The following is a 21,104-nucleotide window of genomic DNA, read 5'->3' as shown; positions in this document are numbered from 1 at the left end:
TGATGACGACGGACGAGCCGACCGACCTCAGCGGGCGCGCCTTCCACCTCATCGGCGTCGGCGGCGCCGGCATGAGCGTGCTCGCCCAGCTCCTGACCGAGCGCGGCGCCACCGTCACCGGCTCGGACGCCGTCGGCGGCGACGCCTTCGACCACCTGCGAGAGCTGGGCCTGGCGGTCGTGCTGGGCCACGATGCCGCTCACGTGCCGCCCGGGGCCACGGTCGTGGTCTCGACCGCCATCAAGGAGACCAACCCCGAGCTGGCGGCCGCCCGCGAGCGCGGGCAGGAGGTCATCCACCGCTCCCAGGCGCTCGCCCTGGCGGCCCGGGGGCGCGACTTCGTGGCCGTGGCCGGGGCCCACGGTAAGACGACCACCTCCGGCATGCTCGCCCAGGCCCTGTCGGTGGCGGGGGAGGACCCCTCCTTCGCCGTCGGCGGCGTCGTGCGCGACCTGGGCACCGGCGCCCGCCTCGGCGCCGGCCGCGCCTTCGTGGCCGAGGCCGACGAGTCCGACCGCTCCTTCCTCAACTACGACCCCTACCTGGCGGTCGTCACCAACGTCGAGCCCGACCACCTCGACAGCTACGGCACCCCCGAGGCCTTCGAGCGGGCCTTCCTCGACTTCGCGTGCAGCATCCGGCCCGGCGGCAGGCTCATCGTGTGCACCGACGACCCCGGCGGTGCGCGCCTGGCGCGCGCCGCGGTCGACCGGGGCGTGCTGACGACGACCTACGGCACCGACGGCGCCTGCCCGGGGGAGTCGGGGGGCCTCTGCGGCGGGGCCCATCGTGTCCACGCGCGCGTGGAGATCACCGAGCGCCGCGCCGGCGGCACCAGCGCGCGGCTGACCCTGTGGAGCGGCGAGGCGGGCCCGGCGACGCGGCAGGGCCCGGCGCGCCCGGAGGAGCGCACGGTCACCGGTCCGATCCGCCTGGAGCTCGCCCTACCCGGCGACCACGTCGCCCTGGACGCCGCCGGCGCCTGGGCCGCCGGGATCGAGCTGGGCGTGGCCCCTGAGGCCATGGCCCGCGCCCTGGGCGCCTTCGGCGGGACCGGGCGCCGCTTCGAGGTGCGCGGGGAGGCGGCCGGGGTGCGCGTCATCGACGACTACGCCCACCACCCCACCGAGATCGAGGCGCTGCTGACCGCCGCCCGCGAGGTCGCCGACGCCCGCGGCGGCCGCGTCCTGGCGCTGTTCCAGCCGCACCTGTTCTCCCGCACCCGCGCCTTCGCCGACCGCTTCGGCGTCGCCCTGGGACACGCCGACGTCGTCGTCGTGACCTCCATCTACCCCGCGCGCGAGACCCAGGAGGACTTTCCGGACGTCACCGGCGCCACCGTCGCCGACCGGGTCGAGGGCGCCCGGTACATAGCGGACCACGACCGGGCCGCCCGCGCCCTGGCCGATGCCGCCCGGCCCGGCGACGTGGCGCTGACCATCGGCGCCGGGGACGTCACCCGGCTCGGCCCCGTGATCCTGGAGCGGCTCGGCGCCCGTCAGGACGGTCCGGCATGAGGAAGCCGAGGGCCCCGCGCCCCGAGGTCCCCGACCCGCAGGAGGTCCCCGAGGCCGCCTCCGGCGCGGACGGCGCCCCGACGCCTGGCCGCGACCTCGTAGCCAGGCCCGTCCCCGGGGCGCGCTCCGAGGGCGCCCTGGACGTCTTCGGTCGGCGCGCCGGGGCGGCGCGCGCCGACCGGCGCGACCGCGTGGTGTCCACCGGGTTGACCGACCGGCTCGCCGAGCGCCGCCGCGCCGACCGCGCCCTGCTCCTGCGCCGTCTGGCGTGGACTCTCGCTGCTGCGGCCGGCGCGGCCGTGCTGGTGTGGGCGCTCGCCTACTCCCCCCTGCTCGCCCTGCGCACCGGCGACGTCACGGTCTCCGGGTCCGACGGGAGCGTCGAGGCCGCCGACGTGCAGGAGGCGCTGTCCGGGCACGCGGGGACGTCGCTGGTGCGCCTGGACGTGACCGAGCTCGGCGACGAGGTCGCCGGCGACCTGGTGCGTGTGAAGTCGGCCGCCGTGACGCGGTCGTGGCCCCACGGGCTCGCCGTCGCGCTGACCATGCGGGTGCCGGTGGCGCAGCACAGGACCGAGACGGGCTACGAGATCCTCGACGGGGAGGCCGTCGTCCTGGGGACCGCCGAGCAGTCCCAGTCGGGCCTGGCCGAGATCACGGCCGACAGCGAAGCGGCGCTGACGCAGGAGCAGGTCGGCGCCGTCGCCGAGGCCGTGGGCAGCCTGGACACGCAGACCCGCCAGCAGGTGGCCTCGGGCAGCGCCACGACCACCGGGCAGGTCACCCTGGTGCTCAGCTCGGGCGCCCGGGTCGTGTGGGGGGACAGCGCGGACTCGGCCCTCAAGGCGGAGGTTCTCGCCGTCCTGCTGGGGCAGCCGGCCTCCACCTACGACGTCTCGAGCCCGCACAGTCCGACGACGTCGGGAGGGGGCTGAGTGTCCGGGGCACGAGTCGTGGGACTCGCGCAGAAACACGCCGAGCGCAAATGCGACGGCGCCGCGCGAGAGCCCCATAGCGTTGCCCATGTCATCGTCAGAATGACATAAGTATAAACCTTAACTTGAGGTTGAGGGTTGAGGGAGTCCCACGGGGCTCGGCACGAACTCGCGGAGGCAGACAGTGGCGGAATCGCAGCACTACCAGGCAGTCATTAAGGTGGTGGGCGTTGGCGGTGGCGGCGTCAACGCCGTCAACCGCATGATCGAGGCCGGACTGCGCGGCGTCGAGTTCATCGCCGTCAATACCGATGCCCAGGCCCTGCTCATGTCGGACGCCGACACCAAGCTCGACATCGGCAGGGACCTGACCAGAGGGCTGGGCGCCGGAGCCGACCCCTCCATCGGCCGCAAGGCGGCCGAGGACCACGAGGACGACATCCGCGAGGCCCTCGAGGGGGCCGACATGGTCTTCGTCACCGCCGGCGAGGGCGGCGGCACCGGCACCGGCGCGGCGCCCGTCGTCGCCAGGGTCGCCCGCGAGCTGGGGGCTCTGACCATCGGCGTGGTCACCCGGCCCTTCATCTTCGAGGGGCGCCGTCGCGCCGCCCAGGCCGAGGACGGTGTCGCCAACCTGCGTGCCGAGGTTGACACCCTCATCGTCATCCCCAACGACCGTCTTCTCCAGATCGCGGACCGGAACATCAGCGTCGTCGACGCCTTCAAGCAGGCGGACCAAGTGCTCCTCCAGGGCGTTCAGGGCATCACCGAGCTCATCACCACTCCCGGCCTGATCAACGTCGACTTCAACGACGTCAAGTCCGTCATGCAGGACGCGGGAAGCGCCCTGATGGGCATCGGCTCGGCCACCGGCGAGGGTCGGGCGCTGTCCGCCACCGAGCAGGCCATCGCCTCCCCGCTGCTGGAGTCCTCCATCGAGGGCGCCCATGGCGTCCTGCTGTTCTTCCAGGGGGGCTCCGACCTCGGCCTGTTCGAGATCTCCGAGGCGGCCAACCTCGTGCGCGAGGCCGTCCACCCCGAGGCCAACATCATCTTCGGCAACGTGGTCGACGGGGCCCTGGGCGACGAGGTGCGGGTGACCGTCATCGCCGCGGGCTTCGACGAGGAGCCCCTGCCCGCCAGCAAGGCCGCGCCGGTCCAGAAGCCGGCCCAGAACCTGACCAAGGCGCCGCCGTCGCCGGCCCCGTCGGCCCCGCCGGAGCCCGCCGCGTCCGTGTTCGCCTCGCGCGGAGGCGCCCACGCCGCCGAGAACCCCGTCGTCCGTCCCGTGGTGCGCCCCTCGCTGCCGGTCGCCAGCATGCAGCCGCCCGCTCCCGCCCCGACGCCTACGACGGCCCCCACCAACGAGGTTCCCACCTACGTCGACGACCCGCTGTCCGAGGCCGGGCCCGAGCTGGACGTCCCGCGCGTCATCGGCGTGGACGCCGAGAAGGAAGAGATCGAGCTGCCCGACTTCCTGCGCTGAGCCATGGGGCCCGACGACCTCCTGCGGGTTGCTCTGGGCCCTGGTGCGCGCGGGTGCTTCACCACCCGCGGCGCGGGGGCGCCGCCCGTGACGCCGGCCGATCCCTACGCCGGCTTCAATCTCGCCGCCCATGTCGGCGACGACCCCAAGAGGGTGGAGCGCCACCGGCGCCTCCTCGCGGGCGCGCTGGAGCTCGCCGCCGACGACATCGGCTGGATGGCCCAGGTCCACTCCGCCGTCGTCGCCACGGCGCGGCGCGGCCGGACCCCGACGGCGGACGCCCTGGTGGTCGAGTGCCGGGACCCGTGGGCGCCGCGCGCCGCAGGGGTGCTCGTGGCCGACTGCGTCCCGGTGCTGCTCGCCACAGACGACGGCGCCCTCGTCGCCGCCGTCCACGCCGGCAGGCGCGGCATGCTCGACGGCGTCGTGCCCCGGGCGCTGGCGGCGTTCGCTGCCCGCGGAGCGCGTGCGGGCGACGTGTGGGCCGCCATCGGCCCGGCGGTGTGCGGCGCCTGCTACGCGGTCCCCGAGGAGATGCGCCGGGCCGCGGCCGAGATCGAGCCCGAGTGCGCCGCCACGACGCGCTGGGGCACGCCCGGGCTCGACGTCGCCGCGGGGGTGCGCGCCCAGCTGGGACGGGCAGGCGTGACCCGCATCGCCGGCGGCCCGTGGTGCACGGCGGAGGACCGGCGCTTTTTCTCCTATCGGCGCGATGGGACAACCGGCCGTATTGCGGGAATCGTCGTCACCCGGGCTTGTCAAGCCGTCACCGAAGCGTGACCGGTCCGGCGCTACCGGGCCGGGACACGCCGCGACGAATCAGCAGCCCCCCTCCTAAACGCCGATACCGTCAGCACGTCCGGGCTGCTCAGGGATCCGGACGGAGAAGGAGCACACCATGAGCGCGTTGCGCAAGATGACGAACTTCCTCGGTTACTCCGAGCCCGTTGAGAACGCCTATGAGGGCGGCTACCAGGCCGAGGCCGCCTATGACGACGAGGAGTACGCGCCCGCTGAGGAGGAGGAGTACGACGAGCCCTACGACCGCGCCTATGAGGAGGCCGATGCTCCCGAGCCGGCGGCCGCCCCGGATCTTCGCCGGATCGTCACGGTCCACCCCTCCACCTACAACGAGGCGCGGGTCATCGGCGAGTCCTTCCGCGACGGCGTGCCCGTCATCGTCAACCTGACCAACATGAGCGAGTCCGACGCCCGCCGCATGGTCGACTTCTCCGCCGGCCTGGTCTTCGGCCTCCACGGCGCCATCGAGCGGGTCACGCCGCGCGTCTTCCTGCTGACGCCCGCGTCGGTCGACATCGACGGGGGCGCCATCGCCACCGCCGCCAACGGCCGCTTCTTCAACCAGAGCTGAGGAGGAGGGCGACGATGATCGCCGCGACGGCCTCGATCCTCTCGAGCCTGCTCAGCCTCTACATGCTGGTCCTGCTCGTGCGCGTCGTGATCGACTGGGTGCAGATGTTCGCCCGGGACTGGCGTCCCACCGGCGTGGTGCTCGTGGTGGCGAACCTGGTCTACGGGCTGACCGACCCGCCCCTGCGGCGACTGCGCCGGATGATCCCGGCGCTGCGGCTGGGCGGCATGGGCATCGACCTGAGCTTTCTGGTGCTGGTCGTCGCGATCGTCATCCTCCAGCGCCTGCTTGCGCTCTTGCGCTGACGGCGCTCCGCTGGCCGCTGAACTGCCGTGACACGCTCCTCGTCAGGCTTTTCCAGCAGCGGAGTAATGGGCGTCAGGCCGAGAATCGGGCGCTTTGCGCGGGCTATCGATATCGCACCGTGACATGAGCGGGTGCATCCAAAGTGGCCTGAACCTCGAGTTCAGGTACCCTAGTTGCATGAGTGACCGGTTGAACCGGTGACCGTGACATCTTCCGTAACGACACCGAGGTGACGACCATGACGCTGCTGACGGCAGACGACGTCCTCAACAAGAAGTTCCAGGCGACCAAGTTCCGCGAGGGCTACGAGCAGGACGAGGTCGACGAGTTCCTCGACGAGGTCGTCGAGGCGATGCGCCAGCTGGAGGCTGAGAACGCCGACCTCAAGGCCAAGCTCGAGGCCGCCAACAGGCGCGTGGCCGAGCTCGGCGACACTGCCGCTCGCGGGATCTCGGAGACCACCGTCGTCGAGCCGGTCGTGCAGGAGCCCCAGCCCCCGGTCGCCCCGGTCGCACCGGTGATGACGCCGCCCACCATGTTCCAGGGCGGCGGTCCCGGTGGCGGCGAGGAGCCCAGTGCCGCCTCCGGCATGCTCGAGCTGGCGCAGCGCCTGCACGACGAGCACGTCGCCAACGGCCGCGCCGAGGGCGAGCGCATCATCGGCGAGGCCCGCGCCACCGGCGAGCAGATCGTCCGCGAGGCGGAGGACCAGCGCAACCGCACCCTGGCCCAGCTCGAGAAGGAGCGCTCCGGTCTGGAGCACAAGATCGACGAGCTGCGCCGCTTCGAGTCCGACTACCGCACTCGGCTCAAGAGCTACCTGCAGGGTCTGCTGTCCAACGTCGAGGACGGGGAGGAGGCGACCGCCGCGGGCCTGTGAGCCCGGCCTCCGCGGCGCGCCACTGCCGGGCGCGGTGCGGACGGGCCGCACCCGTCGGCCGAGGGCGGCGGCCCTTCCCGGGCCGCCGCCCTCGGCCGCGCATGACGACTTCAAGGAACCATGAGCCAGATGCCCGACCCCGCACCCGCCGACATCCCTGCGCCGCGCGCCTCCGCCGCCCGCGGCGGCACCCGCGGGCGACTCTTCTCCAGACCGGCGACGGCGCGCCTGCCCCGCCCCAGCCGCTGGATCGTCGTGCTGTGGTGCCTCGCGCTGGGCGTCGTCGTGGTCGACCAGCTGACGAAGGCGTGGGCGGTGACCGTCCTGAGGGGCGCGGGGCGCATCGACCTGCTGGGCCACTGGTTGGGCCTCGTGCTCGTCCGCAACCCCGGTGCGGCCTTCTCCTTCGCCACGGGCCAGACCTGGGTCTTCACCGCGGTCGCCGTGGTCGTGACCGTCATCGTGCTGCGGGTGTCGAGGCGGCTGGGGTCCATGTGGTGGGCGGTCACGCTCGGCCTCGTCCTGGGCGGCGCCGTCGGCAACCTCATCGACCGGCTCGCCCGCGAGCCCGGGATCTTCCGCGGGCACGTCGTCGACTTCATCGACTACGGGGGCCTGTTCGTCGGCAACGTCGCCGACATCGCCATCGTCGGCGCGGCCGCGGCCATTATGGCCCTGTCCGCCGCGGGCTTCGAGATCGACGGCAGCCGGGCGGGGGACCACGACCCCGACGGCACCGATGAGCAGGAGGTGGACGACGCTCCCGCAGGCGGAGACGGGCGGGACGGGCCCCCCTCCGCCGCCACCGCCGCGGACGCCTCCGCCGGCACCGCCGCGGACGGTGCCCCGACGACGGTGGGCGCCGCCGGGCCGGAGGACGAGGCCGCCCGGGACGAGCGGCCATGAGCCTGCGGCTGCTGCCGGTGCCCGACGGGCTGGCGGGGGAGAGGGTCGACGTCGCCCTGTCCCGGATGACCGGCCTGTCCCGCTCCAAGGTGGGCGAGCTGTGCGCGGCCGGGGCGGTCCGCCTCGACGGCGCCCCGGCCGGCAAGTCCGGGCGGGTGGCCGCCGGCGCCATGATCGAGGCGGACATGCCCGAGCCGAGGCCCGCCGGCCCCGCGGCCACCCCGGTGGACGGCATGGGGCTGCTCTACGAGGACGAGGACATCGTCGTCGTCGACAAGCCCGCCGGCGTGGCCGCCCACCCCACCATGGGCTGGGACGGCCCCGACGTGCTCGGCGCCCTGAAGGCGATGCGGGTACGGGTGGCGACCTCCGGGGCGGCCGAGCGCCAGGGCATCGTCTCCCGCCTGGACGTGGGCACCTCCGGTGTCATGATCGTGGCCAAGGGGGAACGGGCCTACTCGGTCCTCAAGCGCGCCTTCCGGGAGCACGAGGTCTCTAAGGTCTACCACGCCCTCCTCCAGGGGCACCTCGACCCCATCAGCGGCACCATCGACGCCCCCATCGGCCGGCACCCGGGCCGGGAGTGGAGGATGGCGATCCTTGACGGCGGGCGCGAGTCCGTCACCCACTACGACGTCATCGAGGCCATGCCCGCGGCCTGCCTGGCGCGGGTCCGTCTCGAGACCGGGCGCACCCACCAGATCCGGGTGCACATGGCCGCTGTCAGCCACCCCTGCGTGGGGGATCTCACCTACGGCGCCGACCCGGCCCTGGCCGCCCGCACCGGCCTGGCGCGCCAGTGGCTGCACGCCCGCGAGCTCGGCATCGCCCACCCGATCACGGGGGAGCGGATGACCTTCCGCGCCGGCTACCCCGACGACCTCGCCCACGCCCTTGACGTGCTGCGCGTGCCGTGATCATTCATAGATCGAACCGCACACCGACCGGCCTTGGAGGAACCGATGACCTTGTCCACCACGCACCCCGGGTTCCCCGACCTGCTGATCCCGCCCGTGAGCGCCGCCGTCGAGCCCTACCGGTTCGAGACCTGCGCGGGCGACGCGGCGGACCCGGCTGCGCAGTCCGTCCGCGCCGGCATCGCCGACGTCCGCCTGGAGGTCTTCGTGGCCGAGCAGGACGTCCCCCTGGCCCTGGAGATCGACGCCCGCGACGATGAGCCCACCACCATCCACGTGCTGGCCCGCGGGGCGGACGGGGCGCCGCTGGCGGCCGGGCGGCTGCTGGCCGACCCGGGGCGCCCCGGCCTGGTCCACCTGGGGCGGCTGGCCGTGCGGCGCGTCTGCCGGGGCACGGGCCTCGGCGTCCGGATGGTCGCCGCCATCGAGGACGCGGCCCGGCGGCGGGCCGCAGTGGCCCAGGAGGACGGCGGAGCCGCCGTCACCGTCATGCTGTCCGCCCAGGAGCAGGCCATGGGCTTCTACGAGCGCTGCGGCTACACCGTCGTGGGCGGCGAACGGTACCTGGACGCGGGGATCTGGCACCAGGACATGGCGCGGACCGTCTTCGCCCCCGCAGTCCCGGGGCGGCGCCGGGCCCGGTGACGGGCCCCGGTCGACGACGGGAGACGGCATGGACATCGTGGTCATCGGCGCCGGAGGGATCGGCGGCTGGCTCGGGACGCGGCTTGCCGGCGCCGGTCACCGCGTCGGCTTCCTCGTCCACGGCGCGACGCTGGAGGCCCTGGGCCGCCGCGGGCTCACCCTGACCGGGCCCGGAGGCTCGGTGCGCGCCCGGATCGAGACGCCCGTGGCCGCGGCGGACCCGGCCGAGCTCCTCCGGGCCCTCGGCCGGCGGCCGCAGACGGTCCTCCTGGCCACCAAGGTGGGGGCCATCCACGGGCTGGCCCCGGCGCTGCGGGCCCTCGCCGGGCCGCGCACCGCCGTCGTCACCACCCAGAACGGGGTGGAGGCGCCCCGGCTCGTGGCCCGGGCCGTGGGGCGGGAGCGGGTCCTGCCCGGCGTCGCCCGGGTCTACGCCCGGGTGGTGGAGCGCGGCCGTGTCGAGACCATGAGCGACCTGGGCGCCATGCAGGTGGGGGAGTGGGACGGCGGGACGAGCCCCCGGGTCCGCGAGCTCGTGGCGGCCCTGCGCTCGGCCGGGGTGAGCGCGCGGGCCTCGGAGGACATCTGGGCCGAGCTGTGGCGCAAGGCCGCCTTCGTCGTGCCCCAGGGGGGCCTCGGGGCGGTCGCGGGAGCCCCGATCGGCGTCCTGCGGACTGCGCTGCGCGACAGCTATCGGGCCATGGTCCGTGAGACCGTCGAGGTGGCTGCGGCCCTGGGGCACCCGGTGGCCGAGGACCCGGCCGCGTACGTGGAGCGGGTTCTCGCGCTCGCCGACCAGCAGCCCGAGCACGCCACGACCTCGATGCAGCGGGACATCGCCGCCGGTCTGCCCAGCGAGCTCGACGCCCAGGTAGGCGCCGTGTGCCGCGCGGGGGACGAGGCCGGCGTGCCCACCCCGATCCACGACCTGGTCCTGGCCGCCCTGGTTGGCCGGGAGCGCGCGTCCCGGACGCAGTAGGTCGTGTGGCCTCGTGGGGTGGTGGGACGCGTGAGCGGTGAGCCGGGAGGCAACGCCTGAAGCACTGCGCTGCCGGGAGCATCAGGCCTCTTGGTCCACGCCGCCCGGAGCCTGCGCCGACGCCCTGGGCGATGGCGATCCACCAGCGGCGCGCCGACGGGGCTGACCTGACCGGCCCGTTCGCGCCGCACCGGGTCGAGGGACGCAGCGCCGGGATGTTGGCGCACGGCCAGGCCCACGCCGACTGCCGGCCGTCACCTAGGGGCCCGAAAGACTCCTGGACGGCGTCCTGGCCGAGGACACAGGCTTCCTGCATGAGCTGACGCCGTCCGCAACCAGGACTCCTGGAAGCTGCCGCCACAACCAGACGGTCGACTCTGCGGAAAACCCGGAGCCTGACGCCCCTCGCAAACGGCTCGGCCCCCGCCCCTAGCATCTATACGGCTGCCGCTTCTCACGACACATTATGGTGAGGAGACTGCAACGAACCGGGTAGTGACGCACATCCAGTAACTTCGCCAGCATCGACCACTGACTCAAGGGGCTTTCGTAACACTGCTATAAGCAAATTCGCGGACAAGTAAAGCGCTCGAACGGATGCGTGCGGCTCGAAAAGGTGATAGTCTTCACCCCAGCGAAGGAACTTGGGTTCGTGTGCTGAAGTAAAGGAGGTGAGTCTAATGGAGCAGGAGAAGAGCAACGAGATCAACCTTGATGAGCTCGTTGAGCTTGAGGAGGACGTGTCCCCGGCGACCGGCGGTGGCTGCGGCGGCCTCTGCTGACGGGAGCGGTGGTCGTGGTCGGTGGAGTTGGTGGGCTCCGCCGACCACGACTCTAAATGGTTAGATCAGATAGAGGTATTATGAGAGTCAGGGTTGACAGGCTGGGGAAATCGTTCGGTGATCGGGTTCTGTTCGAGAGCATCGATTGTGAGTTCGTGCCCGATGAGGTCAATATTATATTGGGCGAGAGCGGGTCCGGAAAGACAACTCTACTCAATATCATTGGACTGTTCGAACGAGCCGATGCCGGAGTCGTGAGCTATGACGGCGAGCCGGTCTCCGGGCTCTCGAAGAATAAAACCCGGCAGCTCATCCGCTCGTACGTCGCCTATATCTACCAGGACATTCGAATCTTCGAGGATCTCACCGTCGATGAGAATCTCCGACTCGCCCTGAGATTCTCTCAAGTCCCCAAACAGGAGCATCGAGGCGTGATCGACTCCATGCTCGTGAGGGTCGGACTCGACGGGTTCCAGCCCAGAACCGCGAAAGAGCTGAGCGGTGGAGAGAAGCAGCGCATCGCGATCGCACGCGCGCTGGTCGCGAACAAGAAGCTCATTCTCGCGGACGAGCCGACGGGGGCTCTTGACGAGGACAACTCCCAATCGGTCATCGACCTCATTCGAGATATTAATGAGCGGGAGAGCTGCACGATACTGCTCGTCACCCACTCGACGCTCGTGGCCAGCCAGTTCGAGCATCGGTTCTGGCTCCGAGGCGGAGAGCTCCATCATGAAGGCGAGGAGCAGTGAAGACCGTCATCCGTTTTATTCTTCTGATTGTTCTCATTCATGCTGTCAGCACGATTGCTTTGCAGGGTTTTCAGGAATCTAAAAAATCCGTCTACGCTCATACCGGCGCGTACTACGTCAGCAATAACCGAAGTGGGGTTCTCGCAGATCCCGGAGACCTCATAGAGCAGCTCGCCGACTCATCGGCCACCATCATCGGTACCGACCAGGATGGCCATATGCTCATGTCGAGTTTCTCAACGCTGTCTCTGGTTCGAGGGCGCGCCCCCGCACGCGCGGACGAGTATGTCGCTCCCGACGGCGGTGGCTCGGATTGCGATTCCTCCAATGCAGACGGCGACAGCCAGTGCGTTGGAACGTACGCGGAGACGCTGACCCTCAATGGTCTGGGCGACATCTACCTCATGGAACCGGGAGCGAAGGTGACGCTGCGTGAGATCCGATGCGACCGGGAGCCGGACAAAGTCGTCGCGGATCGTCTCGCCGACGCGGGCTTCGTGCGGTTGACCGGCGAGAACATCGACCAGAAGATCAATGCCGAGACCTATTCACTCATCGAGTTGATACTCAGGATCTTCTCGGCCACCCTGTTGATCATGGGCGGTGTCGCCTGGATTACTCTGATCCTTCGTCAAGTCATCGATTCGTCACGGCAGCTGCAGGCCCTGGCCGGTTTCGGCGCGAGTCCCTGGGAGATAGCGACCAACTATGTGACGATCCACCGGAAAGAGCTCAGACGGGTGGCATGGGAAACCGGCTCGGTTTTTCTTCTCGCGGGTATCGTCTCGGCCCTCGTGACGCACTGGTACTGGATTCTGCTTCTCGCTGCCGCATGGATGGCAACATTTGCGCTGCTGATCGCCTCATTGATCCTGGTAGTTCTTGTCAAAATTCGCCTGGGAAATACTGCCAGATTCCAGGCGCCGCCGTCGATTTTATTCTATATTCTTAGTGTTGCCGCAGGGGCGGCCGGATACATGTGCACGAGGAACGGTCTCGTCATCATCGCCGCGGTTCTGCTCGTTATTATGGAGATCGTGATTCAGCGTCATCTGATGGTGTCATCCCTCTACAGGAGCATGGGAGCGACCCTGGCGAGCCTGCTGGTTATCCTGACCGTGCTCACGGGTCTCAATGTCGGCACCATATCCATCGGGATTGATGTAGTGCGGAAGGAGAACCTATCGGTAGACACGACGATGCCCTTTGAGACGCAGATCGTAGCCGCCAGTCTCCCGGACTCTATAGAGGATAAGCATGACCTTCATCGATTTGCGTACATCAATCCCGTCAGTGGAATTGAGGTCAACGGCGAGCGAGCCTATCCGCTGATTTATGCGACCGATCTCTCCCGGTATGAGGGCTATGTGGTGTCCGGCTCGACGCTCAATGACGATTCTGTTGCTATCGGGCGCGCTCTGGCCACGAAGTACAATATCGGGGTCGGGAATACCGTGAACATCAATGGCAAGATAGTGACGATAACGAACGTCGTGGGTACGGAACAGTATGCAGGCATGATGATCTACATGTCTAACGCTGAGTTCGAAGAATTGTACAAAGGGAAAGGGACGACCTACTATGCGACCGATCGTCCGAAGGGGGAGGTTGAGAATACATTTCCTGACGGTACGACGATCATGTCCAAAGCGGACTATAGAAAATTCTATCAGAACTCGGCCGCAGGGACCTTGTCGCTTGTCTACGGACTGACCGCCGTCATCCTCCTGGTCAGCGCGTATATTGCCTACAAGCTCTTCTCCGCGTTCATCGACTTCATAGAGTGGAAGATCAATCTCATGCGGGGGTTCGGGATGTCGAGGGGCGAGTTCATGCGCAGCGTGATTATACTGTTCGCGGCCGTCGCCCTGGGTGCCTTATTGGTCAACCTCATTTTCTCCGGCCAGCTCTCCAGCCATCTGACTCAGTGGATCCTCGATAGTACTGACTCCTATGTTGACATCGCGATCGAGCCGACAACGATCGTGGCGGTTGCGGCTGAGCACGTTATTCTGATCGTCCTTCTCTCTGTGCTCGCCCACCGCAGGATCACCCGTGAATCGATTTACCGGCAGTTCCTGCGTACTAATCCTAGGGCATGAGTGACGACTATGGACTGTTACATTATGAGCATCCATAAAATCGTTGGTGATGAACAGATCACGCCTGCTGAGCTAGCCTTCATGACCAACTACACGGTGACACGAGCGTGGATTGATACAGCAGCTGCGACGACTTTTGACGTACCAGTTATCTATCCGAGCTGGTTTCCTAACGTAAGCGAGGTTCAGACGCTCTATCCACAACTTCAACGCGTGAAGACGGACACGTTTTGTGAATATATTGCGCTGATTCGGCAACGCGTGAAAGAGGGCCCTGTCGTCACAGCTGTTGATCGTTATCATCTCAGTTACATAACTCCTAGGCGTCATATGGGAGCACATTACATCGTCATCCATGATGTCCTTGATGCCGAATTGAAGTATTTTGATCCATTTGACCAGCAAGAGCATGTCATGACTGTCAGCGATCTCAAATTGTGGACGGCGCCATTTCAGCCGGCAGTCCAATACATGGGATATGTCGTGTTGTTTGTCGATTCTTCAGTTGGCTGCTCATATTCTTCATCTGCGGAGGAGCTCTCTTTTAGCTCGATTCTTGCCCGTCGAATCGAATTGATACGCTCGACGATTCAGACGATACGTGGTTTTCGGCATCACAGCGTGAGCTCGACGAGGGCTCTGCGATTCTTCTTGAAACTCGCGCTCGGTGGGATGAGTTACTCGGACTTTAACGCGCGAAATGGCCGTTTGGAGAATCGGGAGTTTTTTATGCATCATAACATGCCAGTTTCTGCGGTGATCGAGAATGGTGTGATCAGTTACTATCGTCTCTTGTTCAAAGTTTTCAGTTTGATGTATGTCAAAAAATTCGAGATCACTAGGTCGCATTGGCTCATTTTCCTCAGTCTCTATATCGGGGGTCTCAGGTTAGAGCTGTTTCGTTATCAGTTCCTTCAAACGATGTGCAAGCGCTATTTATGTGAACATAAGATCAGTGATATTGCAAGAGAGGCTGTGGCATGATTCTCCTCAAGAACGGAATGCTGTACGATTCGGGGAGCCATCGTATCTACAGGGAGTTGCCCTCTGGGCCTTCTCCTAAGAAGAATTCTGATGATGCTTGTGCAAAAAACATGCGCGATCGCTCCTACTCCCTGGGGTCAGGAAAGGCTCGACGCGTGGTCCTGATCCTAACAGAACGCTGTAATCTCGGCTGCTCGTATTGCTATGCTGGTAAGGGTGCTTACGGTAAGAGTTCTCTGAACAGAATCCAAGCGCAGCAAATTGATGACGAGGTTTCATTTTTAGAACGGACTTTTCCTTTAGGAATCGAGCATCTCCAGTTTTTCGGAGGTGAACCGCTTCTTGAAATCAGGGCAATTGGTGAGCTGTGCGAACGTGCTTCGAATTCTTTTTCCATGCGAGAGTCTGCAAGGTCAATTGTTACGAATGGGACTGTTCTCAATGAATCGATCCTCGAGGTGCTGGTCTCAAACAATATTTCGGTCACTGTGAGTCTTGATGGACCTGCAGAGCTTCATGATCGGTATCGGGTGTTTAAGAAAGGCGGCCGCGGCTCTTTCGAGTCAATCATCAAGAATGCCGAGCGGATGGCATCCGGTGGGCTGAACCTCGCGGTTCAGCTGACCGTCAGTCCGGCGACTGTAGAAGCGTACTTAGAAGAACGGCTCAACGTTGAGGCGTTTATGGATCAACTCGTCAGTGTCGGAGTGAAGTATTTGCACCTATCTCCGGTCATCGACATTCACGGCGGAAAGTTTGCTTTTTCTCAAGAGCAGTTCGCAGGCCTTGGCGATCTTCAGTCACGTATGATTGCTGCGGCTCATGCCAGAGGTCTGCGGAATAATGCCGTGGCAGAGGCGTATAATTTTTTGACTAAGCGTCAATGCAATCCGGGTTACTGCGGTGCTGGGTTGGATGAAATCACCATTGATGTCAATGGAGATCTGTACCCTTGCTTTATGCTTATAAACAGGAGCGGTTATCGACTGGGCACGATTCGGGATGGAGTGACCAACTCGGCTCTTGTGGCTGATCTTGAAGCGAATCGAAAGTCGTGCTCGACGGTGTGCTCGCGGTGTCCTATCAAGGACGTATGTAAATCCTGCATCGGAGCGAGCGTTATTGAGAATGGCTCCGTTTCGCGTCCGAGTAGATCTATGTGCGAGTTTCTGCAGAACAACTATTTTTTTGGGGTCAACGAGCTGATAGAGAGTATTAAGTGATGCGCCAAGTTGTAAAATCAGGCAGGTTCAGCAGTCGATACACCTACTTGCGGACTAGTGACGGCAACTATTCACTTATCGATTCTACGCGAGTCGCGGATCCCCAGGACCTGATTGGGATGCGCGTGCGCGGTATTCCGAAGGGCGAGGCGAGACTCAGTGTCTATAGCGGTCCTAAGCTTGGGTTTGATGTCACTTTGGGCAGACTGCTGTGGTTCTTTGGCGCCCTTGGTGTGAGCACGGTAATTTTCGGAGCGATGGCCCCATTGACTTTCATTGTTGTATGGAGCCTGGTCCTGCATGAGCTTGGACATATGAGTGTGGCGTTTCTTGAGAAAGAGTCAGATCTTTTTTTTGGAGCTAAGCTGCAGTATGGTGTGATTCCGATTCTTTACATTTCTAATAGAAGGATCTATGAGCGCACCCGCATTGAGAGAATATTCTATTACAGTGGTGGAGTTTTGATGAATTCTGCTATTGGGTGGACTTGCTTCATCGCCTTCAAATGTTGGTTGCGATTTTGGGAGCATGCATATTTTTTGAGTTTTTCGTATCGATTTAATTTTTTGATTGTAATGCTTAATTTGTATCCTTTACTTTTCACTGATGGATTTAATATTCTTCGAGAGATCTTTCAGGTCTATGATCTGCGGCGATTAGTGCTGATGAATTTTTTTAGACCGCATTCATTGTTTGCGGCGAGTCGACCGGCGTTCGTGTATTACATTTTTGTGATTGTGTCGATTGTGTTGATTTTTGTAAAATTAGTTTTCTTTGTGCGCGGATGGTTGTAATAATGTAATAGGCCGAAAATTAATGTTGGGCTGCGGGTGGAGGTCCGGCGTGTTTTGGGTGGTTTAAAGCCGTATTTCAGGCCGCTCGTCTTGTTGTTTTTCCATGCTCCTTCTCGGTTTTGCCCCGCGCTTTGTGCCCCGGGGGCCGGGATGGGGTGATGGCCTGTTGCTGGGGGTGCTCGAGGCGGCCCGGAGTGGGGCTTGGAGACCGAGCACCTCACCCGCGCCAACACACCAGACGCCCACCCACACCACAGCGCTCAACACCACCACCGCCTAACTCCACCAACCTAGCCGACCCCCTGCCTGCCGTGCCCGGGCGGGGCGGCTGGAAGGCGGGAACATCAACGTACCTTTCCAGCCTCAACGTACCTTTCTCGCATCCTTCTGAGGGTGGAGGTCAGAAGGATGCGAGAAAGGTACGTTCATGCGACGAAGGTACGTTCACGTCGTCAACCGCCGTCGGCGTCTGGGGTGCGTCCCGTGCCGCCCGCCGGGGAGGTCCCGGCGCTGGTCCCTCGGAGTCCGCCGGAGTCCCGAAGGGCCCCGAACGGGTCGCCCTCAGCCGGGAGCAATCACCCCACGCGCTTTCAGGACGATCGGCGGTCTCGGGCGCGGTGCGGATCGTCGTGATTCCACAGTTCTGCGATACGGGCGGCGCGAAGCGCGGTGCTGAAAGTGCGTGGGATGATCGCTTTCCCGAGAGCGCGGCTCCCGGCGGGCGTCCCGGACCGATCTCGAGCCGGAACCGGACCGATCTCGGCGACAGGGGCTGGCGGGAAGATGCGGGAGGAGACGGGGACGGCGTGGCGCCCCGCACCCCACCCGCACCTGGGCCCCGGAGCCGTTCCTCTAGGATGGGCCCATGGCGGACAAGAGCAGCGAGGGCACCCAGGACGCACCCAGGGACGACTTCGTCCACCTTCACGTCCACACCGACTACTCCATGCTCGACGGCGCGGGCAAGATCAAGGACTACGTCGCCGAGGCCAAGCGGCTGGGCCAGCCGGCCCTGGCGATCACCGACCACGGCTACATGTTCGGCGCCTACGAGTTCTACGCGGCCGCCACGGCCGCCGGCATCAAGCCGATCATCGGCGTGGAGGCCTACATGACCCCGGGCACCTCCCGCTTCGACAAGACCAGAGTCTTCTGGGGGGAGGAGTCCCAGCGCGGCGACGACGTGTCCGCCCGCGGCTCCTACACCCACATGACGCTGCTCTCGCGCACCAACGAGGGCCTGCACAACCTCATGCGCATGGACTCCTACGCCTCCCTGGAGGGCCAGTGGGGCAAGGCCCCGCGCATCGACCGCGAGCTGCTCTCCCGCTACTCGGCGGGCCTGATCGGCTCCACCGGCTGCCCCTCCTCCGAGGTCCAGACGCGCCTGCGCCTGGGCCAGTGGGACGAGGCGCTGCGCGCCGCCGGGGAGCTGCAGGACATCTTCGGCAAGGAGTTCTTCTACGTCGAGCTCATGGACCACGGCCTGGAGATCGAGCGGCGGGTCACCAAGGACCTGCTGCGCCTGGCCGAGACGCTCGGCGCCCCGCTGCTGGCGACCAACGACTCCCACTACGTGCGCCCCGAGGACCGCACCATCCAGGACGCCATGCTGTGCATCAACTCCGGCTCGGTGCTCACCGACCCCGACCGCTTCAAGTTCGACGGGGACACCTACTACCTGCGGCCCGGGCGGGAGATGCGCGAGCTCTTCTCCGAGATGCCGGGCGCCTGCGACAACACCCTCCTGGTGGCCGAGCAGTGCGACGTCCACTTCGCCACCGTCGATGAGGGCGCCTCCTTCATGCCGGTCTTCCCCGTCCCCGAGGGCGAGACCATGGAGTCCTGGTTCATCGCCGAGTGCTGGCGGGGCATGGAGCGCCGCTTCGGCGGCGACATCCCCGAGGACTGCCGCAAGCAGGCCGAGTACGAGATCGGCGTCATCGTGCAGATGGGGTTCCCCGGCTACTTCCTGGTGGTCGCCGACTACATCAACTGGGCCAAGGCCCAGGGCATCCGCGTGGGGCCCGGGCGCGGGTCCGGCGCCGGGTCCATGGTCGCCTACGCCATGGGCATCACCGAGCTCAACCCCCTGCGCCACGGGCTCATCTTCGAGCGCTTCCTCAACCCCGAGCGCATCTCCATGCCCGACATCGACGTCGACTTCGACGAGCGCCGGCGCGACGAGGTCATCGAGTACGTCAAGCGCAAGTACGGCTCGGACAAGGTCAGCCAGGTCGTCACCTACGGCGTCATCAAGGCCAAGCAGTCCCTGAAGGACTCCAGCCGCGTCATGGGCTACCCCTACGCGGTGGGCGACCGGCTCACCAAGGCCATGCCACCGACCATTATGGGCAAGGACATCTCCATCAAGGGCATGTTCAACCCCGCCGACGAGCGCTACGGGGAGGCCCAGCAGTTCCGCGAGCTGCACGCCGAGGACCCCGACGCCCAGAAGATCGTCGAGCTCGCCGGCGGCCTGGAGGGCATGACCCGCCAGTGGGGCGTGCACGCCTGCGCCGTCATCATGTCCTCGGCGACCCTGACCGACATCATCCCCATGATGCAGCGCCTCCAGGACGGCGCCTACATCACCCAGTTCGACTACCCCACCTGCGAGCACCTGGGCCTGCTCAAGATGGACTTCCTGGGGCTGCGCAACCTGACCGTCATCTCCGACGCCCTGGAGGGCATCGTCGCCAACGGCAAGGAGCCGCTGGACATCGACCACGTCGAGCTGGACGACCGGGCCACCTACGAGCTGCTCTCGCGCGGCGAGACCCTGGGCGTCTTCCAGCTCGACGGCGGCGGCATGCGCACCCTGCTGCGGCTGATGAAGCCGGACAACTTCGAGGACATCTCCGCCGTCGGCGCCCTGTACCGCCCCGGCCCCATGGGCGCGGAGTCCCACACCAACTACGCCCTGCGCAAGAACGGCCTGCAGGAGATCACGCCCATCCACCCCGAGCTCAAGGAGGCCCTGGAGCCGATCCTGGGAACCACCCACGGCCTGATCGTCTACCAGGAGCAGGTCATGAAGATCGCCACCGACCTGGCGGGCTTCTCCATGGGCAAGGCCGATGCGCTGCGCAAGGCCATGGGCAAGAAGAAGATGGACATCCTGGCCAAGATGTTCGTCGAGTTCGAGGCTGGCATGGTGGAGGGCGGCTTCTCCAAGGAGAGCGTCAAGACCCTGTGGGACGTCGTGGTCCCCTTCGCCAAGTACGCGTTCAACAAGGCGCACTCGGCGGCCTACGGGGTCGTGTCCTACTGGACCGCCTACCTCAAGACCCACTACCCGACCGAGTACATGGCGGCGCTGCTGACCTCCCAGAAGGACAACAAGGACAAGCTGGCCGTCTACCTGGGGGAGTGCCGCCACATGGGCATCACCGTCCTGCCCCCCGACGTCAACGCCTCGCGCGCCCAGTTCTCCGCCGACGGCGAGAGCATCCGCTTCGGCCTGGCGGCCGTGCGCAACGTGGGCCTCAACGTCGTCGACGCGATCGTGGCGGCGCGCGAGGACAAGGGCGAGTTCACCAGCTTCGAGGACTTCCTCGACAAGGTCCCGGCGGTGGTGTGCAACAAGCGCACCATCGACTCCCTGATCAAGGCCGGCGCCTTCGACACCCTGGGCAGGACCCGGCGCGCCCTGCAGGCCTGCCACGAGGACTTCGTCGACGAGATCATCGGCGTCAAGCGCAACGAGGCCGCCGGCCAGTTCGACCTGTTCGCCTCCCTCATGGGCGGCGACGCCATGGAGGGGGCCGGAGGCGCGCCGTCGCCCTTCGGCTCGGGCCCCGTCTTCTCCTCCGAGGTGCCCGACCTGCCCGAGTGGGACAAGAAGGACAAGCTCGCCTACGAGCGCGACATGCTCGGCCTCTACGTCTCCGACCACCCGCTGCTGGGCCTGGAGGGCGTGCTGGGCAAGCTCGCCGACACCGAGATCGCCGACCTGGTCGAGGACGAGGAGCGCCCCGACGGCGCCATGGTGACGATCGCCGGGCTCATCACGGGCCTGACCCGCAAGACCACCAAGCAGGGCAACCTGTGGGCCATCGCCCAGATCGAGGACCTGGGCGGCAGCATCGAGGCGCTGTTCTTCCCCAGCACCTACCAGACCGTCTCCACCATGCTGGCCCCGGACACGGTGGTCACCGTGCGCGGGCGCCTCAACCGGCGCGACGGGCAGGTGGCCCTGTACGCCCAGGAGATGACCCTCCCGGACGTCTCCAGCGCCGCCCACGAGGCGGTCACCATCACCCTGCCGACCAACCGGTGCACCGCCCCGCTGGTGGAGAGGTTCAAGGCGGTCCTCGAGAACCACCCGGGCATGTCCACGGTGCGGCTCAACCTCACCAGCCCCGGCCGGGAGGTGCGCACCCAGCTGGACTCCTCGCTGCGGGTCGAGGCCAGCGCCGCCTTCTACTCCGACATCAAGGCGCTGCTCGGGCCGGGCTGCCTGAGGCGCTGAGGAGCCGCAGGGCGCTTTCGGCTCTACGCGTAACCCGGCGCCGGGCGGGG

17 protein-coding genes are annotated in these 21,104 nt (G+C 66.3%); all 17 read left to right on the top strand.

Annotation, left to right across the window (positions count from 1 at the left end):
• Positions 1-2: 2 nt before the first annotated feature.
• The 17 genes from AIF0345_RS10210 to dnaE all read left to right on the top strand — a co-directional run bounded on the left by AIF0345_RS10210 (position 3) and on the right by dnaE (position 21,054).
• Positions 3-1,517, top strand: a complete 1,515-nt coding sequence (locus tag AIF0345_RS10210) for a UDP-N-acetylmuramate--L-alanine ligase (protein WP_285296097.1) — start codon at positions 3-5, stop codon at positions 1,515-1,517.
• Positions 1,514-2,452, top strand: a complete 939-nt coding sequence (locus AIF0345_RS10205) for a cell division protein FtsQ/DivIB (RefSeq protein ID WP_268917361.1) — start codon at positions 1,514-1,516, stop codon at positions 2,450-2,452. The genes AIF0345_RS10210 and AIF0345_RS10205 overlap by 4 nt, the downstream gene beginning before the upstream one ends.
• 184 nt (positions 2,453-2,636) lie before the next feature.
• Entirely contained in the window at positions 2,637-3,938 is a 1,302-nt protein-coding gene (ftsZ, locus tag AIF0345_RS10200; protein ID WP_268917360.1) for a cell division protein FtsZ, read from the top strand.
• 3 nt (positions 3,939-3,941) lie between these two features.
• Positions 3,942-4,718: a peptidoglycan editing factor PgeF gene (gene pgeF, locus AIF0345_RS10195; RefSeq protein ID WP_285296096.1), complete on the top strand. Its 777-nt coding sequence runs from the start codon at positions 3,942-3,944 to the stop codon at positions 4,716-4,718.
• A 118-nt stretch (positions 4,719-4,836) separates the two neighbouring features.
• A complete protein-coding gene (locus AIF0345_RS10190) occupies positions 4,837-5,310 on the top strand; it encodes a cell division protein SepF (protein ID WP_043560669.1) in 474 nt (157 codons plus the stop codon).
• A gap of 14 nt (positions 5,311-5,324) precedes the next feature.
• Positions 5,325-5,615 (top strand): YggT family protein, encoded by a 291-nt coding sequence (locus tag AIF0345_RS10185; protein WP_043560666.1) that lies wholly within the window; start codon positions 5,325-5,327, stop codon positions 5,613-5,615.
• 239 nt (positions 5,616-5,854) lie between these two features.
• Positions 5,855-6,496 carry a DivIVA domain-containing protein gene (locus tag AIF0345_RS10180; RefSeq protein WP_268917359.1) on the top strand — a complete coding sequence of 214 codons (642 nt, stop codon included), beginning with the start codon at positions 5,855-5,857 and terminating at the stop codon, positions 6,494-6,496.
• 120 nt (positions 6,497-6,616) lie between these two features.
• Complete coding sequence (gene lspA / locus AIF0345_RS10175; RefSeq protein WP_084682392.1) at positions 6,617-7,402, top strand: signal peptidase II; 786 nt, start codon at positions 6,617-6,619, stop codon at positions 7,400-7,402.
• The gene (locus AIF0345_RS10170; RefSeq protein WP_285296095.1) at positions 7,399-8,319 is read left to right on the top strand and encodes an RluA family pseudouridine synthase; all 921 of its coding nucleotides are present in this window, start codon (positions 7,399-7,401) and stop codon (positions 8,317-8,319) included. Before lspA ends, AIF0345_RS10170 begins: the two co-directional genes overlap by 4 nt.
• 45 nt (positions 8,320-8,364) lie before the next feature.
• Positions 8,365-8,964, top strand: a complete 600-nt coding sequence (locus AIF0345_RS10165; protein ID WP_043560656.1) for a GNAT family N-acetyltransferase — start codon at positions 8,365-8,367, stop codon at positions 8,962-8,964.
• 28 nt (positions 8,965-8,992) lie between these two features.
• Positions 8,993-9,943 carry a 2-dehydropantoate 2-reductase gene (locus AIF0345_RS10160; protein WP_285296094.1) on the top strand — a complete coding sequence of 317 codons (951 nt, stop codon included), beginning with the start codon at positions 8,993-8,995 and terminating at the stop codon, positions 9,941-9,943.
• A gap of 862 nt (positions 9,944-10,805) precedes the next feature.
• Positions 10,806-11,477, top strand: coding sequence for an ABC transporter ATP-binding protein (locus tag AIF0345_RS10155; RefSeq protein WP_285296093.1), 672 nt, complete (start codon positions 10,806-10,808; stop codon positions 11,475-11,477).
• Entirely contained in the window at positions 11,474-13,579 is a 2,106-nt protein-coding gene (locus AIF0345_RS10150; RefSeq protein WP_285296092.1) for an ABC transporter permease family protein, read from the top strand. Before AIF0345_RS10155 ends, AIF0345_RS10150 begins: the two co-directional genes overlap by 4 nt.
• Before the next feature lie 24 nt (positions 13,580-13,603).
• Complete coding sequence (locus tag AIF0345_RS10145) at positions 13,604-14,563, top strand: cysteine peptidase family C39 domain-containing protein (protein WP_285296091.1); 960 nt, start codon at positions 13,604-13,606, stop codon at positions 14,561-14,563.
• Complete coding sequence (locus AIF0345_RS10140; protein ID WP_285296090.1) at positions 14,560-15,786, top strand: radical SAM/SPASM domain-containing protein; 1,227 nt, start codon at positions 14,560-14,562, stop codon at positions 15,784-15,786. The genes AIF0345_RS10145 and AIF0345_RS10140 overlap by 4 nt, the downstream gene beginning before the upstream one ends.
• Positions 15,783-16,580, top strand: a complete 798-nt coding sequence (locus tag AIF0345_RS10135; RefSeq protein ID WP_285296089.1) for a hypothetical protein — start codon at positions 15,783-15,785, stop codon at positions 16,578-16,580. Before AIF0345_RS10140 ends, AIF0345_RS10135 begins: the two co-directional genes overlap by 4 nt.
• Before the next feature lie 865 nt (positions 16,581-17,445).
• Positions 17,446-21,054, top strand: coding sequence for a DNA polymerase III subunit alpha (gene dnaE, locus AIF0345_RS10130; RefSeq protein ID WP_285296088.1), 3,609 nt, complete (start codon positions 17,446-17,448; stop codon positions 21,052-21,054).
• Positions 21,055-21,104 lie beyond the last annotated feature (50 nt).

The sequence above is a fragment of the Actinomyces israelii genome, assembly GCF_030253495.1.
Taxonomy (GTDB): Bacteria; Actinomycetota; Actinomycetes; order Actinomycetales; family Actinomycetaceae; genus Actinomyces; species Actinomyces israelii.
The sequence above is the reverse complement of the archived record's forward strand: the minus strand, read 5'-3'. Positions and strand labels throughout refer to the sequence as shown.

Excerpts from the sequence above, each read along its gene's own strand:
- AIF0345_RS10170 (WP_285296095.1), top strand. The coding sequence starts at position 7,399 with ATGAGCCTGCGGCTGCTGCCGGTGCCCGACGGGCTGGCGGGGGAGAGG.
- AIF0345_RS10145 (WP_285296091.1), top strand. The coding sequence starts at position 13,604 with ATGAGCATCCATAAAATCGTTGGTGATGAACAGATCACGCCTGCTGAG.
- AIF0345_RS10155 (WP_285296093.1), top strand. The coding sequence starts at position 10,806 with ATGAGAGTCAGGGTTGACAGGCTGGGGAAATCGTTCGGTGATCGGGTT.
- AIF0345_RS10165 (WP_043560656.1), top strand. The coding sequence starts at position 8,365 with ATGACCTTGTCCACCACGCACCCCGGGTTCCCCGACCTGCTGATCCCG.
- AIF0345_RS10190 (WP_043560669.1), top strand. The coding sequence starts at position 4,837 with ATGAGCGCGTTGCGCAAGATGACGAACTTCCTCGGTTACTCCGAGCCC.
- AIF0345_RS10180 (WP_268917359.1), top strand. The coding sequence starts at position 5,855 with ATGACGCTGCTGACGGCAGACGACGTCCTCAACAAGAAGTTCCAGGCG.
- dnaE (WP_285296088.1), top strand. The coding sequence starts at position 17,446 with ATGGCGGACAAGAGCAGCGAGGGCACCCAGGACGCACCCAGGGACGAC.
- AIF0345_RS10205 (WP_268917361.1), top strand. The coding sequence starts at position 1,514 with ATGAGGAAGCCGAGGGCCCCGCGCCCCGAGGTCCCCGACCCGCAGGAG.
- pgeF (WP_285296096.1), top strand. The coding sequence starts at position 3,942 with ATGGGGCCCGACGACCTCCTGCGGGTTGCTCTGGGCCCTGGTGCGCGC.
- AIF0345_RS10210 (WP_285296097.1), top strand. The coding sequence starts at position 3 with ATGACGACGGACGAGCCGACCGACCTCAGCGGGCGCGCCTTCCACCTC.
- lspA (WP_084682392.1), top strand. The coding sequence starts at position 6,617 with ATGAGCCAGATGCCCGACCCCGCACCCGCCGACATCCCTGCGCCGCGC.
- AIF0345_RS10185 (WP_043560666.1), top strand. The coding sequence starts at position 5,325 with ATGATCGCCGCGACGGCCTCGATCCTCTCGAGCCTGCTCAGCCTCTAC.
- AIF0345_RS10160 (WP_285296094.1), top strand. The coding sequence starts at position 8,993 with ATGGACATCGTGGTCATCGGCGCCGGAGGGATCGGCGGCTGGCTCGGG.
- AIF0345_RS10140 (WP_285296090.1), top strand. The coding sequence starts at position 14,560 with ATGATTCTCCTCAAGAACGGAATGCTGTACGATTCGGGGAGCCATCGT.